Origin of the sequence: Aeromonas sp. FDAARGOS 1408 (assembly GCF_019048665.1) — a bacterium.
GTDB classification, from domain to species: domain Bacteria; phylum Pseudomonadota; class Gammaproteobacteria; order Enterobacterales; family Aeromonadaceae; genus Aeromonas; species Aeromonas dhakensis.
In genome coordinates this window covers 4,479,954-4,494,763 of sequence record NZ_CP077394.1, presented here as the reverse complement: position 1 = coordinate 4,494,763, position 14,810 = coordinate 4,479,954, and the positions used below count along the sequence as shown (strand labels likewise).

General features: G+C 64.7%; 13 protein-coding genes. 6 read left to right on the top strand and 7 right to left on the bottom strand.

Annotated elements, in window-relative coordinates:
• Positions 1-32 precede the first annotated feature (32 nt).
• Positions 33-998 carry a bifunctional biotin--[acetyl-CoA-carboxylase] ligase/biotin operon repressor BirA gene (birA, locus tag I6L38_RS20810; protein WP_201880970.1) on the bottom strand — a complete coding sequence of 322 codons (966 nt, stop codon included), beginning with the start codon at positions 996-998 and terminating at the stop codon, positions 33-35.
• Positions 995-2,032: a UDP-N-acetylmuramate dehydrogenase gene (gene murB / locus I6L38_RS20805; RefSeq protein ID WP_201880978.1), complete on the bottom strand. Its 1,038-nt coding sequence runs from the start codon at positions 2,030-2,032 to the stop codon at positions 995-997. The genes birA and murB overlap by 4 nt, the downstream gene beginning before the upstream one ends.
• A 127-nt stretch (positions 2,033-2,159) precedes the next feature.
• On the opposite strand from murB, the gene I6L38_RS20800 reads away from it, so the two are divergent.
• Positions 2,160-2,813 (top strand): TrkA family potassium uptake protein, encoded by a 654-nt coding sequence (locus tag I6L38_RS20800; protein WP_005306338.1) that lies wholly within the window; start codon positions 2,160-2,162, stop codon positions 2,811-2,813.
• Positions 2,810-4,165 carry a TrkH family potassium uptake protein gene (locus I6L38_RS20795; protein WP_005306341.1) on the top strand — a complete coding sequence of 452 codons (1,356 nt, stop codon included), beginning with the start codon at positions 2,810-2,812 and terminating at the stop codon, positions 4,163-4,165. Before I6L38_RS20800 ends, I6L38_RS20795 begins: the two co-directional genes overlap by 4 nt.
• Before the next feature lie 27 nt (positions 4,166-4,192).
• Here the strand turns inward: I6L38_RS20795 and I6L38_RS20790 are convergent, their stop codons facing one another.
• Positions 4,193-5,020 carry an AraC family transcriptional regulator gene (locus I6L38_RS20790; RefSeq protein WP_095591599.1) on the bottom strand — a complete coding sequence of 276 codons (828 nt, stop codon included), beginning with the start codon at positions 5,018-5,020 and terminating at the stop codon, positions 4,193-4,195.
• A gap of 100 nt (positions 5,021-5,120) precedes the next feature.
• Here I6L38_RS20790 and I6L38_RS20785 point away from each other — a divergent pair, with 100 nt between their 5' ends.
• Together I6L38_RS20785 and I6L38_RS20780 are read left to right on the top strand one after the other, a co-directional pair.
• Positions 5,121-5,654, top strand: coding sequence for a carboxymuconolactone decarboxylase family protein (locus I6L38_RS20785; protein WP_005306347.1), 534 nt, complete (start codon positions 5,121-5,123; stop codon positions 5,652-5,654).
• A gap of 13 nt (positions 5,655-5,667) precedes the next feature.
• Positions 5,668-6,102 carry a DUF417 family protein gene (locus I6L38_RS20780; protein WP_095591600.1) on the top strand — a complete coding sequence of 145 codons (435 nt, stop codon included), beginning with the start codon at positions 5,668-5,670 and terminating at the stop codon, positions 6,100-6,102.
• Positions 6,103-6,142: 40 nt separating this feature from the next.
• Here I6L38_RS20780 and I6L38_RS20775 read toward each other — a convergent pair whose 3' ends face one another.
• Positions 6,143-8,110, bottom strand: coding sequence for a DNA topoisomerase III (locus I6L38_RS20775; RefSeq protein WP_201885266.1), 1,968 nt, complete (start codon positions 8,108-8,110; stop codon positions 6,143-6,145).
• A 350-nt stretch (positions 8,111-8,460) separates the two neighbouring features.
• Here I6L38_RS20775 and I6L38_RS20770 point away from each other — a divergent pair, with 350 nt between their 5' ends.
• Positions 8,461-9,591 (top strand): NapC/NirT family cytochrome c, encoded by a 1,131-nt coding sequence (locus tag I6L38_RS20770; RefSeq protein WP_201880988.1) that lies wholly within the window; start codon positions 8,461-8,463, stop codon positions 9,589-9,591.
• 22 nt (positions 9,592-9,613) lie between these two features.
• The gene (torA, locus tag I6L38_RS20765) at positions 9,614-12,094 is read left to right on the top strand and encodes a trimethylamine-N-oxide reductase TorA (protein ID WP_017781183.1); all 2,481 of its coding nucleotides are present in this window, start codon (positions 9,614-9,616) and stop codon (positions 12,092-12,094) included.
• 142 nt (positions 12,095-12,236) lie between these two features.
• Here the strand turns inward: torA and I6L38_RS20760 are convergent, their stop codons facing one another.
• Genes I6L38_RS20760 through I6L38_RS20750 form a run of 3 tightly spaced genes read right to left on the bottom strand, consistent with a single transcriptional unit; the run spans position 12,237 to position 14,783 of the window.
• Positions 12,237-12,698 (bottom strand): hypothetical protein, encoded by a 462-nt coding sequence (locus tag I6L38_RS20760; RefSeq protein WP_010635837.1) that lies wholly within the window; start codon positions 12,696-12,698, stop codon positions 12,237-12,239.
• 41 nt (positions 12,699-12,739) lie between these two features.
• The gene (locus I6L38_RS20755) at positions 12,740-14,089 is read right to left on the bottom strand and encodes a sensor histidine kinase (protein ID WP_005306363.1); all 1,350 of its coding nucleotides are present in this window, start codon (positions 14,087-14,089) and stop codon (positions 12,740-12,742) included.
• A gap of 37 nt (positions 14,090-14,126) precedes the next feature.
• A complete protein-coding gene (locus I6L38_RS20750; RefSeq protein ID WP_005306366.1) occupies positions 14,127-14,783 on the bottom strand; it encodes a response regulator transcription factor in 657 nt (218 codons plus the stop codon).
• Positions 14,784-14,810: the final 27 nt, after the last annotated feature.

The following is a 14,810-nucleotide window of genomic DNA, read 5'->3' as shown; positions in this document are numbered from 1 at the left end:
CTCTCTTCATTGGGTGACGGTCAGCGCCGTCATCAGTCGCCCCGACGCAGGGAGATCTCCCCGCCCAGATAGAACTTGATCCCCTCCTCCGTCTCCAGCCGCAGCGCACCGCGATCATCTATGCCGCGCGCCACGCCGCGGATCTCCTGCTCGCCCATCAGCAGTCGTACCGGCCGGCCGGCGAAATGGTCGAGTCGGTTCCAGTCCGCCACGAAGCTGGCGAGCCCCTCCTGTTCGAAGGTGAGCATGGCCTGCTGCAGATGTTCAATCACCCGGCCGCCCAGCAGATTGCGATCCACCAGTTCCGGCTGGATGTGGCGCAATTCGGACCAGGCCTGATCGATCCGCTCCGCCTCCCGGCTCGGCATCGCCAGGTTGAGGCCGACCCCGATCACCAGGTGGCAGCTGGCGCCGGCACTACCGCTCATCTCCACCAGGATCCCCGCCAGCTTGCGGCCCTGATAGTAGAGATCGTTGGGCCACTTGAGCTCAACGCCCGGATAACCGAGGGACTCCAGCGTCTGCACCACGGCCACCCCGACCGCCAGACTCAGCCCCATGGCGGCCGCCATGCCCTGCTCCAGCCGCCAGTACATGCTCAAGATCAGCTGGCAGCCGAAGGGAGAAACCCAGGGCTTGCCGCGCCGGCCGCGCCCGGCGGTCTGGCACTCGGCCAGGCAGCTCTCGCCCGACTGCAGCTGGTTGACCCGCTCCAGCAGGTACTGGTTGGTGGAGTCGATGACCGGGAAGCAGTGCACCGGTGCCATGGGCGCCAGCGCCTGCAGCTGCTCTTCGTCATAGAGCGCCATCGGCACCGCCAGCCGGTACCCCTTGCCGGTCAGGCTGAAGAGATCCAGCCCCAGCTCCTTGAGAGCCGCCATGTGCTTGCTGACCGCCGCCCGACTGATGCCGAGCTGCTCGCCAAGCTGCTCACCGGAGTGGAACTGCCCGTCGCTGAGCAGGGAGATCAGAGTTTGCCGGATGGGAGTCAGGGTCATGCCAGTACCTCGTCGAGCCAAGTTTCACCACGGCGGCCCATGAAGCGCACTTCGTGCTCCAGCACCACCCCGAATTTCTGCTCCACGCTGTCACGCACGTGGGCCGCCAGCGCGATCAGCTCCATGGCGCTGGCGCCGCCCAGATTGACCAGCACCAGCGCCTGCTCCTGATGGACGGCGGCGCGGCCGATGGCAAAGCCCTTGAGGCCGCACTGGTCGATGAGCCAGCCCGCGGCCAGCTTGGCCAGCCCTTCACCAGCCGGATAGAGCGGCATCTGGGGATATTTCAGCTTGAGCGACGTCGCCAGCGCGGCAGGCACCACCGGGTTCTTGAAGAAGCTGCCCGCGTTGCCGAGCACGGCCGGATCCGGCAGCTTGGCCATGCGGGTGGCGCAGACGGTGTCGAAGATGGCCTGTGCCGAGGGCTGTTCGCCCAGTGCGGCCAGCGGACCATAGCCCTGGCTTGGTTGCCAGGCCTTGGCCAGTTGCAGACCGACCGCAGTGATGAAGTGGCTGTCCTGATAGTCGTGCTTGAAGATGCTGTCGCGATAGCCGAAGCGGCAGTCAGCCGCGGCGAGGCGCTCCATCTCGCCGCTCTGCCAGTTGAACGCCTCGACGTAGGCACAGACGCTGGCCAGTTCGACCCCGTAGGCACCGATGTTCTGCACCGGCGCCGCCCCGACCGTGCCGGGGATGAGCGCCAGGTTTTCGAGACCGTACCAGCCCTGCTGCAGGGTGTGGCACACCAGCTCGTGCCAGTTCTCGCCGGCGGCCACGTGCAGCAGCCAGTGATCCCCCTCGTCGTGCAGCGCTATCCCCTTGAGCCGGTTGAGCACCACCACCCCGGCGAAGTCATCGCAAAACAGCACGTTGCTGCCACCGCCCAGCACCAGCCGCGGCAAGCCGGCCAGCTCGGCGTTGGCAACCAGCTGCGGCAGGTCGTCGGTTTGCTCCACTTCGGCCAGCCAGTGGCAGTGGGCATCGAGGGCGAGGGTGTTGAGCGTCAACAGGGAGGCGTGCGGGGTGAGTTTCATCTGCGTGTTCCGACAATGGCAAGCGGGCAGTCTACCTTATATTGCCGCCGGACGAAAAATCCCGCCCTCTTTTCGGACTCATATAGCTGGAGTAGAGTATCCCGCTCCGACTCTTGAGGAAGTACTCATGAACAACCAATTTGCCGTCATCGGCCTGGGGCTGTTTGGCAGCGCGCTGTGTGAAGAGCTGCAGCGCCAGGATGCCGAGGTGCTGGCGATTGACATCGACGAGAGCAAGACCCGCCAGATCGCCACCCTCTGCAACCACGTCATCGTGGCCGACGCCACCGACGAGGCCACCGTCGCCGAGCTGGGCCTGGCCGACTTCGACATCGTCTTCGTCGCCATCGGTGACAACCTCGAGACCAGCATACTCACCACCCTCGTCCTCAAGGAGGCGGGGGTGAAGAAGGTCTGGGTCAAGGCGCGCGACAAGTTCCACGCCAAGATCCTGCAAAAGGTGGGTGCCGACAAGGTGATCAACCCGGAGTGGGACATGGGTCGTCGGGTCGCCCAGAGCATGCTGGATAACCGGCTGTTCGACTATCTGGAGCTGGGTCACGACATGGTGCTGACCGAGTTCGTCATCGGCCTGCAGTTGAACGGTCGGGCCCTCAGCGACTTCCATCTGCTGCAGCAGAGCGAATTCCAGCTGCTCGCCATCAAGCGTGGCGAAACCCTGCACAACGTGCTGACCGGCAAGATGGAGCTGCAGCTGGGTGACATCCTGATCCTGGCCGGCAACAAGCACGCCATCGACCACTGGCTGGAAACCCTATGACCCGCTGGCGCAGCAGCTACGCCTTTGCCCTGCAGCGGGAAGATGAGTCCCGCTGGAGTGAAGCCAAGCTGATCCTCGGCAGTTTTCTGGTCATCCTGCTGATCGGCACCCTGTTTCTGGTGCAGCCTTCCAGCCACAACGGCCAGGTGAGCTTCATCAATGCCCTGTTCACCGCCACCTCGGCCATCAGCGTGACCGGGCTCGGGGTGGTGGACACCGGTACCGCCTTCACCCTGCAGGGGCAGATCTTCCTGCTGATGCTGATGGAGATTGGCGGCCTGGGCCAGATGACCATGACCCTGCTGCTCATCGCCATGTTCAGCAAACGGGTCGGCCTGCGCCAGCAGGTGCTGGCCAAGGAGGCGCTGGGCCAGGAGGGCTCGGTCAACATCATTCAGCTGGTGAAGCGCATCGTGCTGTTCGCCTTCATCGCCCAGCTCATCGGCACCGCCCTGATGGCCATTCGCTGGGTGCCCGAGATGGGGTGGGAGCGCGGCCTCTACGTCAGTTTCTTCCACGCGGTATCGGCCTTCAACAACGCCGGCTTCTCGCTGTTTGCCAACAATCTCATGGACTACCGGGACGACCCCGTCATCAGCCTGACCATCGCCGGTCTGCTGATCCTCGGCGGGATCGGCTTTACCGTCATCGTCGATCTGGTGCGCAACCGCCGCTGGCGCAAGCTCAAGCTGCACAGCAAGCTGATGCTGATCATGACCCCGGGCCTGCTGCTGCTGGGAACCCTGATGTTCTGGCTGCTGGAGCACAACAACCCTGGCACCCTCGGCAAGGTCTCCTTTGGCGGCCAGTGGCTGGCGGCCTTCTTCCAGTCTGCCAGCGCCCGTACCGCGGGTTTCAACACCATCGACATCGGCCTGATGACCCCGGCCGCCCTGCTGTTTCTGATGATGCTGATGTTCATCGGGGCGGGTGCCACCTCCACCGGTGGCGGTATCAAGGTGACCACCTTCGCGGTGGTGCTGCTGGCGACCAAGGCGTTTCTGACCAAGCGCCCCCACGTCACCGCCTTTGGCCGCACCCTCTCGTCCCAGATAGTGACCCGATCGCTGGCCATCATCATGGTCAGCACCATGGTGCTGATGCTGGCCATGTTCCTGCTGATGCTCACCGAGCAGTTGCCCTTCGACAAGATCATGTTCGAGACCATCTCGGCGTTTGCCACCGTGGGGCTCTCCACCGGCATCACCGCCACCCTGAGCGAGCCTGGCAAGCTCATCCTGGTGCTGGTGATGATCTGCGGTCGTCTCGGCCCGCTCACTCTGGCCTTCATGCTGGCTCGCCCGGTCGAAACCCGCATCAAGTACCCGGAAGAGACAGTCTACACCGGCTGATGACACCGGGGCCCGTCGCGGCCCCGGTCACTCGCGCTGCCGCGCCTTGAGCCAGCGCCCCGGGCTCATGCCAAACTCCCGCTCGAACGCCCGCCCGAAGGCGGTGCCCCCGCTGTACCCCGCCCCCAGCGCCACCTGGGTAATGGACTCCCCCGCCAGCAGTTGCTGACTGGCCAGCACCATCCGCCAGCGCGTCAGATAGTCCAGCGGCGTCTGCCCGGTCAGCGCCTGAAAATGAGCGGCGAAGCGGGCGCGCGACATGCCCGCCTCCCGCGCCAGGGTCGCCACCGTCCAGGGCTCGTCCCCGCGCTGATGCATGACCGCGATGGCCCGTGCCAGTCGCGGGTCGGAGAGACCGGCCAACATCCCCTGCCGACAGATCCCCTGTTCCACCAGATGGCGCAGCAAGAGGATCAGCAGCACTTCCAGCAGACGGGAGAGGATCGGCGGCTGACCGTAACGCTCGGCGAAGGCCTCCTCGAACAGCAGGGTCAGTACCGGCGCAATGGCCGGGATCGTCTGCAACGGCAGCACCAAGGTATCCGGCAACGCCAGCTGCAGTGGTGAGTCTCCTGCCGGCCCGAACGACACGCTGGCACACACCAGGTCGCAGCCCGCCAGCTGGCGGGGTTCGAGCCTGTGAGCCTGCCCCCTGGCGTAGAGGATCAGGGTCGGCTCGGTCAGCAACAGGGGTTCACCCCCCTCTTCGCGCAGCAGCAGTTCGCCACGGCGCAACAAGTGCAGATGGCCGCCGGCGGGATAGTCGCTGCTGTGAGAGTGCTGACACAGGTTGCCGGCGAAAAAGAGACTGGCCTGGGGAGCGGCATGGGCCAGCAATATCGAGAGTGGATCCATATTTGAGACGCCTGGTAGTCAATGATGGACTCTGGGTGATAAACCGTACCATTAAAACCGGCATAGTGTCTCCCGTACCCAACCCAAATAGGAGCACATCATGAGTCGCATTCACGCCGTCGTGCAGCCCAAACCGGCAGCCGCCCCCACCTTCGCCGCTCTTAAAAGCAGCCTGGGCATGGTCCCCAACCTCTACGCAACCCTGGCCCACTCACCGGCCCTGCTCAACGGTCTGCTCGGCTTTGCCGACGCGCTGGGCAAGGGGCGGCTCAGCGCCCGCCAGCGGGAGCTGCTGGCACTGGCCATCGGTCAGGCCAACGCCTGCCAGTACTGCCTGTCGGCCCACACCCTGCTGGCTGGCCGGGCCGGTTTCGATGACGACGCCATCCGGGCTGCCCGTCTCGCCCAGGCGACGGATCCGCTCGATCACGCCCTGTTGCAGCTAGCGGTCGCCCTGGTCACCCAGCGCGGCGTCATCAGCGATGCGCAACTGGCCGCCGCCCGGGCGGCGGGCGTGGATGATGAGCTGATGATGGAGGTGCTGGGGCAGGTGGTCATCAATACCCTGACCAACTACGGCAATCATCTGGCGGAAACCGACATCGACTTTCCGCCCGTCACGCTCACCCCCTGACAGAGGAGCAGAAATGGAACGCCATGACCGAGGTTTTCTGATCGCCCTCGCGGGGGTGGTACTGACCCTGCTCTGGATCGGCGTGTTCAAGTTCACACCGACCGAGGCGGCGGCCATCCGGCCGCTGGTGGCAAGCCACCCGCTGATGAGCTGGCTCTATGCCGTGCTCTCGGAGCAGGCGGTCTCCAATCTGATCGGGCTGGTCGAGATCCTGATCGCCTGCGGCCTGATTGTCGGCCTGTGGCGGCCACGTCTGGGCTACTGGAGCAGCCTGGGGGCCATCCTGACCTTCCTCGTGACCCTCAGCTTTCTGCTGACCCTGCCGGGCGTCTGGAAGCTGGTCGACGGAGTGCCGGTCACCGAGTTTTTCATTTTCAAGGATCTGGTGCTGCTCGGCGTTGCCTGGCACTACCTGAATTTGAGTCGCGCCAGACTGGCCGACGCCTGACGACAATGCCTTTTTGCGCCCCGACAGGGGCGTTTTTTTATCAGGCGGCCCGGGCTGGCCGCTTGCTCCCCCGCTTGCCTGCCCCCGTCGTGCCACCACTCTCCGGGCTGCGCTTGCGTTTGGTGAAGCGACGCTTGTCGGCCCCGGGCGCCGCCTTGGGCAGGGCGCTGAAGCTGGCCCCCGAATCCTGCCTGGCGCCGTCGATCAAACCGTTCAACTGCTCGGTGAGCGGCCCCATGAACTGCTGATAGCTCGCCTGCCGCTCGGCAATCCGGCCGAGGTGCTGCTCCCACAGCGCCGTCATGTCCGGGGTGGTGGCCGTGGCCGGCAGGGCCTGGATCAATGCCCGCCCGGTCGGGGTCGCCTTGATGCTCTTGCCCTGGCGCACCAGAAAGCGGCGCTTGAACAGCAAGTCGATGATGCCGGCCCGGGTCGCCTCGGTGCCGAGGCCGTCGGTTTCGCGCAGGGTCTTGCGGATCTCGGGATCCTGCACGTAGCAGGCGATGCCGGTCATGGCGGCCAGCAGGGTGGCATCGGTGAACGACTTGGGGGGCTGGGTCATCTTCTCCAGCAACTCCCCCCGCTCGCACAGCAGCTGCTCGCCCTGACGCAGGGCAGGCAGGGTTCCCGCCTCCTCCTCGTCATCTTCCTCCACCCCCAGCAGCGCCTTCCAGCCCGCCTTGAGGATCCGCCGCGCCTTGGCCTGAAACTGCCCGCCGGCGATGCGCAGCAGCACCTTGCTGTCGTTGTACTCGAACGGCGGGTAGAACTGCAGCAGATACTGGCGGGCAATCAGGCCATACAGCCTGGCTTCATCGCCACTCAGGCTCCCCTCGTTGCCGTGCTTCTCGGTGGGGATGATGGCGTGGTGGGCATCCACCTTGCTGTCGTTCCACGCCTTGCTGCGGATCTTGCCGTCCGCTTCGCTTACCGCCCTGGCCAGCGCCGGCGCCGTGCTGGCGATGGCCTCCCGCACCTGGCCGGCCCGATTGAAGTGCTCGCTCGGCAGATGGCGGCTGTCGGATCTGGGGTAGGTGATGAGCTTGTGCCGTTCATAGAGGCTCTGGCAGACGTCCAGCACCCGCTTGGCGTCCATGCCGAACCGCTTGGCGGCATCGATCTGCAGGCTGGAGAGGTTGTAGGGCAGCGGCGCCGCCTGCTTGCGGGCCTGCTCCTCCACCTCTTCCACCAGTGCGGGTTGACCCTGGATCCGCTCCACCACCTTGGCGGCCAGTGCCCGGCTGAGCACCCGCCCCTCCTCGTCCTGCCAGGGCAGGCAGGCCTCGGAAGGCAGCCACTTGGCGCTGAAACGCTCGTTGCCTTCGGTCTGTAGATGGGCCAGCACCTCGAAGAAGGGTTTGGGCACGAAGGCTTCTATCTCGAGATCCCGCCTTACCACCAGCCCCAGTAGCGGTGTCTGTACCCGGCCGACCGAGAGCAGCTCGCTGCAGCCCCCCTTGCGACCAAGCAGGGTATAGGCGCGGGTCATGTTGATGCCGTAGAGCCAGTCGGCCCGGCTGCGGGCCAGCGCCGATACCGCCAGCGGCACGAACTCCTTGTTGTCTCTGAGCTTGTCGAGGGCGCGGCGCACTGCCGGCGGGTTGAGATCGCTGATGAGACAGCGCAGCACCGGCCGGGTTTTGCCATAGCCGAGAAAATCGATCACCTCGTCCACTAGCAGCTGCCCCTCCCGGTCCGGGTCACCGGCGTTGACCACGCAGTCGGCCTGCTTGAGCAGGCGCTTGATGACGGTGAGCTGGGTCTTGGTCTTCGGCTTGGCCACCAGTTGCCACTGGCTCGGGATGATGGGAAGGGATTCCATGCGCCACTGCTTGTAGGCGGCATCGTAGGCATCGGGCTCGGCCTGCTCCAGCAGGTGGCCGATGCACCAGGTCACTACATCCCCCTGCGCGGTTTCGATGAAGCCCTCCCCCTTCTTGTGGGGTTTGGGCAGCACGTCGGCAATGGCGCGCCCCAGACTGGGCTTCTCGGCGATAAAGAGTCGCATGGCAAACACCTGAACACTGTATATTCGAACAGTATATACCGGGCCCAGGGCAAAGCCCAAGCCCCTGCCAGGCGCGAGACGACAGGCTACTGCACAGGCGCAGGGAGTCATGGCCCAACGATAAAAAGTGGAGAGAAAGTGGCGCAGCGGCATCAATTACGCCTCAAACGAGGAGCAAAAAGACGGTAAAATCGCAGGATGTTAAATTAAATTCAGTTAAATGATAAATAACAAAATAATAATTGCATTTAAAATAACAATACAAAATATAAATCATGATAGAGGTCAATCAACTACCTCTCCATGGATACTACTATATTGGTAATATTTGAACGTAGGAAAACGCCGTCATGCTTGGAAAACTGTTGAGAAAAACCTGGTTCTGGCTACTGCTGCTCGGAGCCCTCTTGGGCGTTGCAGCGCTGGGGGTCACGGTGACCGTCATGCACAAGACCAGTTCCACCGAGTTCTGCGTCTCCTGCCACTCCATGCAGACCCCGCTGGCCGAGTATCAGGGCAGCGTCCACTTCCTGAACGTGAAGGGCATCCGCGCCGAGTGCGCCGACTGCCATATTCCGGGTGATCCCACCTCCTATCTGTGGACCAAGATCCGCGCCGTGAAAGACATCTATCACGAGGCGATCGGCACCCTCGACACGCCGGAGAAATACGAGGCCCACAAGCTGCGCATGGCGCAGTCGGTGTGGGACGAGCTGAAGGCCAACGACTCCGCTACCTGCCGCAGCTGCCACAGCTACGCGGCGATGGACATCCTGGCTCAGCGCCCCAACGCCCGCGCAGAGCACCCGGTCGCCATCAAGGAGGGCCAGACCTGCATCGACTGCCACCGCGGCGTCGCCCACATCATGCCCGACATGAGCGGCCTGGCCGCCGCCGGTGCCAGCGAGCTGGCGCAAGCCGCCGCCCAGACCCCGGCCAACGTCACCACCCGTTACGCCATCGCCACCACCCCGCTCTATCTGGATGCCGGCGCCAAGACTGACGAAGGCACCCTGATGCCCTCCACCCAGGTGGAAGTGCTGGCCAACGACAACGGCCGTGCCCAGGTGCGCATCGACGGCTGGCAGCAGGACGGGGTTAGCGAGGTGTTCTACGCCGCCCCCGGCAAGCGCATCCTGAGCACCCTGCTCGGCGACAAGGCCAAGGCGCAGCTCACCACCGGCAAGAGCGAAACCGACAGCGCCACCAACCTCACCTGGCATCAGGTCAGCCTGACCGCCTGGGTGGATCAGAGCCAGCTCATCGGCGATCAGGGCAAGCTGTGGCAGTACGCCTCCACCCTGATGTCCAACAACTGTACCGGCTGCCACGGCCTCACCGCACTGGATCATTTCAACGCCAACCAGTGGATCGGCGTCATCAAGGGGATGGAATCACGCACCTCCCTGACCCCGGAACAGGCACGCATGTTGACCCAATACGTCCAGAAACATGCCAGTGACATGAACGCGGCGCACTAAGGCTGGCACAGAGGAAATCGTCATGACTTTTTTTACCGATAAGCAAACCAATCTCTCCCGCCGCAACCTGCTCAAGGGGCTGGGCGCCTGCGCCGCCCTGCCGCTGCTGGCCGGCGTCTTCCCGAAGAGTGCGCTGGCCCAGGCCATCAGTACGGCCCTTGAACAGTTCCCGACCCTGGTGCCCGCCCAGAAAGGCATCCTCACCGGTGCCCACTGGGGGGCTTTCGAGGCCATCGTCGAAGAGGGCCGCATGGTGCGGGTCCAGCCGGTGGCCGATGATCCGGCCCCCAACGATCTCATCGACATGGCGCCGTTCCAGGTCCACGCCAAGAACCGCATCAAGTACCCCATGGTGCGCAAGAGCTGGCTGGAGCAGGGCCCGGGAGCCAAACCCGAGCTGCGCGGCGCCGACGAGTGGGTGCGGGTAAGCTGGGAGAAGGCCATCGCCCTGGTGGCCGGCGAAATCAGCCGGGTGCAGAGCGACTTCGGCCCGCAGGCGATCCACGCCGGTTCCTACGGCTGGAAGAGTGTCGGCATGTTCCACAACAGCCGCACCCTGCTGCACCGCCTGATGAACCTGGCGGGCGGCTTCACCGGCTATGCCGGCGACTACTCCGCCGGCGCCGCCCAGGTGATCATGTCCCACGTGATGGGTTCAATCGAGGTATATGAGCAGCAGACCGCCTGGCCCAACGTCATCGAGCACGCCGAACTGGTGGTGCTGTGGGGGGTCAACGCCCAGGTCACCCTGAAGAACAGCTGGAACATGCCGGATCACGAGGGTCAGGCCGGCTTCAAGGCGCTGAAAGATAAAGGCACCCGCATCATCAGCATCGACCCTGTCTACAACGAAACCGCCAAGCTGGCGGGGGCCGAGTGGATTGCGCCGAACGCCTACACAGACGTAGCCATGATGCTGGGGGTGGCCCACACCCTCTACAGCGAGCAGAAGCACGATCAAGCCTTCCTCGACCGCTACACCACCGGCTTCGACAAGTTCCTGACCTATCTGCTCGGCAAGGAAGACGGCCAGCCGAAGAGCGCCGAGTGGGCGAGCACCATCTGCGGCGTCGATGCCAAGGTGATCCGCCAACTGGCCCTCGACATGGCGTCCAAGCGCACCATGATCATGGCGGGCTGGGGCATGCAGCGGCAGCAGCACGGCGAGCAACCCAACTGGATGCTGGTCACCCTGGCCGCTATGCTGGGCCAGATCGGCCTGCCGGGCGGCGGTTACGGCTTCAGCTACCACTACTCTTCCGGTGGCAGCCCCACCGCCAAGGGCGGCATCCTGGCGGGCATCTCCGCCGGCAATGCACCGAAGAACGGGCCGGCGCCGATCCCGGTGGCCCGCATCGCCGACTGTCTGGCCAACCCCGGCAAGACCATCGACTTCAACGGCCGCAAGGTGACCTACCCGGACATCAAGCTGGTCTACGTGGCGGGCGGCAACCCCTTCCACCACCACCAGGACACCAACAACCTGGTCAAGGCCTGGCGCAAGCCGCAGACCGTGATCGTGCACGAGCCCTACTGGACCGCCACCGCCAAGCACGCCGACATCGTCCTGCCGGCCACCACCAGCTACGAGCGCAACGATCTGGAGATGGGCGGCGACTACTCCCAGCGCTACGTCTTCCCGATGCACCAGTGCGTGCCGCCCCAGTTCGAGGCGCGCAACGACTTCGACATCTTCCGCGACGTGGCCGCCAAGCTGGGCCTGCAGGAGCAGTACACCGAAGGCAAGGACGAGATGCTGTGGCTCAAGCAGATGTACGACGGCATGGCCGCCCAGGCCCGCGGCGCCCGGGTGGCGCTGCCGCCGTTCAACATGTTCTGGGAGTCCAACAACTACATCCGCTTCCCGGTGCCCGAGGCGAACCGCCAGTGGATCCGTCACGCCGATTTCCGTGAGAACCCGCTGCTCAACCCGCTCGGGACCCCGTCCGGCAAGATCGAGATCTTCTCCAGCACGGTGGCCGGCATGGGCTATGCCGACTGCGCCGGCCATCCCAAGTGGTATGAACCCAAGGAGTGGATCAAGAGCAAGGAGGCGACCCGCTATCCACTGTCGCTCAACACCTCCCACCCGACCCAGCGGCTGCACTCCCAGCTCGACAACACCCCGCTGCGGGACAAGTTCGCCATCGCCGATCGCGAGGCGATCCTGATCCACCCGGACGACGCCAAGGCGCGCGGCATCCAGGATGGCGATCTGGTGCGGGCCTTCAACGACCGCGGCCAGATCCTGGTGGGGGCCCTGCTCTCGACCGACATCCGCCCGGGGGTGGTGCGGGTGTGCGAAGGGGCCTGGTTCGATCCGGCCAAACCGGGCGAGGCGGGAAGCCTGTGCAAGAACGGCAACGTCAACTGCCTCACCTTCGACGAGGGCACCTCCAGCCTGGCGCAGGGCAACTGCGGTCACATGGCCCAGCTGCAGATCGAGAAGTACCAGGGCCCGGCCCCGGTCAACACCGCCCATGCGGTGCCGGCCAACGCCTGAGCAGAGGACTGAGCAACAAAAGCGGCGCCATCAAGGCGCCGTTTTCTTATCGCGGTTTGTGGTGTGACTAAGAAGTCACTCTCAACCATCTACTCTTCCGCATACTCCACCCGCCTTGCAGCCAGAGCGCAGACCAGGTGGCTTAGAAGTCCCCTTCCACCATGTACTCTTCCGCACACTCCACCAGCTGGGGCCAGAGTTCTTCCGGCACCCAGGCATCCGGGTCATCTTCATCCCCGTCGTACTGGCTCCAGAAATAGCGGCGCAGGCCGGAGGCGAAGTCATCGCTCAGCTCGGCCAGCTCGGAGAGCGGCCCCAGCCAGGCGATGCGGCGCAGGCCGGAGGCGAGATCGTTGATGGCGTCCATCAGGCCGCGATCGTCGAAGCTCTGCTCCACCAGCAGGGTGAAGCGCTCGCGCGCCCGCTCGGTCTGATCCTCATCCAGCTCGCCCACGTCGGCCAACAGGTCGACGAAATCTTCCAGCAGGAAGGCAATCAGGCTGTCGCGATCCTCAAACCACTGGATCTGGGCCCCCTTGGTGCCCAGCACGGAGGCATCGAACGAATCGTCGAGGTGACACAGTGCCCATGGATCATCGGTCATGGTTCTCTTCCTCAGGCTAAAACAGGTGCCATATCTTATGCCTAGCTCTCCACTCTTGCCACCTTGGGCAGCGAGAGGGAAGCAGCCAGCCCGCCCAGTTCGGCGCGTCCCATGATGAGGCTGCCGCGGTAAGCTTCCGCCAGATCGGAGACGATGTTGAGACCCAGGCCCGAGCCCGGCACCTTCTCGTCGAGGCGCACCCCGCGCAGCACCGCCTTGGCGATCTGATCCTCGCTCATGCCGGGGCCGTCATCCTCGATGCGCAGGGTGATCCAGCCCCCCAGCTCGGCGCTGGAGATGCGCAGCCGGCCGGCCGACCACTTGAAGGCGTTCTCCAGCAGGTTGCCCACCATCTCGTCGAAGTCCTGCTCCTCCACCCCGACCGCCAGGGTGGCCGGCACCTGCAGGTCCACTTCCCGGCCCGGATAGAGGCGGGAGAAGGCGCGGCAGATGTACTCCACCCGCGCCCGCACCGGGGTCGACACCCCGAGGATCTTGGCGGCGCCGGTCACCCTCGCCTTGCCGAGGTGGTAGTCGATGTGGCGCTGGATCTGATCGAGCTGCTCGCCGAGGGCGGCCTGATCCTCCGGTGGCAGCTGGGCCACCTGATTGCGCATGATGCTGAGCGGCGTCTTGAGGGCGTGGGCCAGGTTGCCGGTGTGGGAGCGGGCCCGCTGCAGCAGCTCGCCGTAGTGGTGCAGCAGTCGGTTGATGTCCTCCACCAGCGGCTGGATCTCCAGCGGATAGCGCAGCCGGAACCCCTCCTGATGGCCCTGATGGACCCGGCTCAATTCGCGCCGCAACAGATGCAGCGGCCGCAGGCCGTAGACGATCTGGAACATGAAGCCGAGCACCAGCCCGGTCGCGGCAAAGCCGAGGCCGAGGAACAGGCTGATGCGGGTTTTCTTCAGGGTCTGGGTCAGGGCGCTGCTGTCCTTGGCCATCACCAGGGTGAACACCCGATCCGAACCGGGCAGCAGCACGGTTCGGGTCATGATCAGCAGTGGCTCCTTGTTGGGCCCCTTGCCGACGAACAGATCAGGGTCGCCGAAGGCCGACTTCAGGCCGTGCACGTCGAGGTGCACATCCCACAGGGAGCGGGAGCGGCTGACCACGCTCTCCCCCAGCTCCAGCTGCCAGTAGTAACCGGAGTAGGGCTGGCGGAAGCGGGGATCGGCCATGGGTTCGGTGACCACCGGCAGGCCATCCGGCTGGATCTCGAGGCGGGAGAGCAGATCGTAGAGCTGCAGACGCAGGCCGTCGGCCTCCGCCTCCTGCCAGTAGTTGCGCATCATGGTCTGCAGGCTGAAGCCGGTGGCAAACAGGAACAGGCCGCACCAGACCATGGCGATGACCACCAGCCGCCCCCGCAGGGTGCGCACCAGCCTCATTCAGCCACTCCTGCGCAAGGGGGCATCAAGAGCTGGTTCATTCGTTGATCCGGTAGCCAAGACCGCGCACCGTCTCGATGAGATCGGCGTGGGTCTTCTTGCGGATCCGGCCGATGAACACCTCCACCGTGTTGGAGTCGCGGTCGAAATCCTGGGCGTAGATGTGGTCGATCAGCTCGCTGCGCGACACCACCTTGCCCCTGTGCTGCATCAGATAGCCGAGCACCCGGAATTCGTGGGCGGTCAGCTTGATGGGGGTGCCTTCGTACCACACCTGGGAGGCCGCCATGTCGAGCCGCACCCCGCCGATCTCCAGGATCGAGCTGGCGTTGCCCGCCGCCCGCCGCACCAGGGCATGGACCCGGGCCACCAGCTCGGCCACCTGGAACGGCTTGGTGAGGTAGTCGTCGGCCCCGGCGTTGAGCCCCTCGATCTTCTCGTGCAGCTGGCCACGGGCGGTCAGCACCAGCACCGGGGTGTCGATCCCCTTGCTGCGCCACTCTTTCAGTACGCTCAGGCCGTCGCGGCCCGGCAGACCGAGATCCAGAATGATGGCGTCGTAGGGTTCGGTCTCGCCGAGAAAGCCGGCCTCGTTGCCGTCGTGGCAGAGGTCGGTCACGAAACCGGACAGGCGCAGCTGTTCCGCCAGCTGGCCAGCCAGGGTCTTCTCATCTTCAACTATCAGAATTCGCATAAATGGGTATCCAAAGCAGGGTTGTGC

What these genes read in the sequence shown, in the direction of transcription:
- birA (WP_201880970.1), bottom strand. Translation starts at nt 998, where the DNA reads ATGACCCTGACTCCCATCCGGCAAACTCTGATCTCCCTGCTCAGCGAC.
- murB (WP_201880978.1), bottom strand. Translation starts at nt 2,032, where the DNA reads ATGAAACTCACCCCGCACGCCTCCCTGTTGACGCTCAACACCCTCGCC.
- I6L38_RS20800 (WP_005306338.1), top strand. Translation starts at nt 2,160, where the DNA reads ATGAACAACCAATTTGCCGTCATCGGCCTGGGGCTGTTTGGCAGCGCG.
- I6L38_RS20795 (WP_005306341.1), top strand. Translation starts at nt 2,810, where the DNA reads ATGACCCGCTGGCGCAGCAGCTACGCCTTTGCCCTGCAGCGGGAAGAT.
- I6L38_RS20790 (WP_095591599.1), bottom strand. Translation starts at nt 5,020, where the DNA reads ATGGATCCACTCTCGATATTGCTGGCCCATGCCGCTCCCCAGGCCAGT.
- I6L38_RS20785 (WP_005306347.1), top strand. Translation starts at nt 5,121, where the DNA reads ATGAGTCGCATTCACGCCGTCGTGCAGCCCAAACCGGCAGCCGCCCCC.
- I6L38_RS20780 (WP_095591600.1), top strand. Translation starts at nt 5,668, where the DNA reads ATGGAACGCCATGACCGAGGTTTTCTGATCGCCCTCGCGGGGGTGGTA.
- I6L38_RS20775 (WP_201885266.1), bottom strand. Translation starts at nt 8,110, where the DNA reads ATGCGACTCTTTATCGCCGAGAAGCCCAGTCTGGGGCGCGCCATTGCC.
- I6L38_RS20770 (WP_201880988.1), top strand. Translation starts at nt 8,461, where the DNA reads ATGCTTGGAAAACTGTTGAGAAAAACCTGGTTCTGGCTACTGCTGCTC.
- torA (WP_017781183.1), top strand. Translation starts at nt 9,614, where the DNA reads ATGACTTTTTTTACCGATAAGCAAACCAATCTCTCCCGCCGCAACCTG.
- I6L38_RS20760 (WP_010635837.1), bottom strand. Translation starts at nt 12,698, where the DNA reads ATGACCGATGATCCATGGGCACTGTGTCACCTCGACGATTCGTTCGAT.
- I6L38_RS20755 (WP_005306363.1), bottom strand. Translation starts at nt 14,089, where the DNA reads ATGAGGCTGGTGCGCACCCTGCGGGGGCGGCTGGTGGTCATCGCCATG.
- I6L38_RS20750 (WP_005306366.1), bottom strand. Translation starts at nt 14,783, where the DNA reads ATGCGAATTCTGATAGTTGAAGATGAGAAGACCCTGGCTGGCCAGCTG.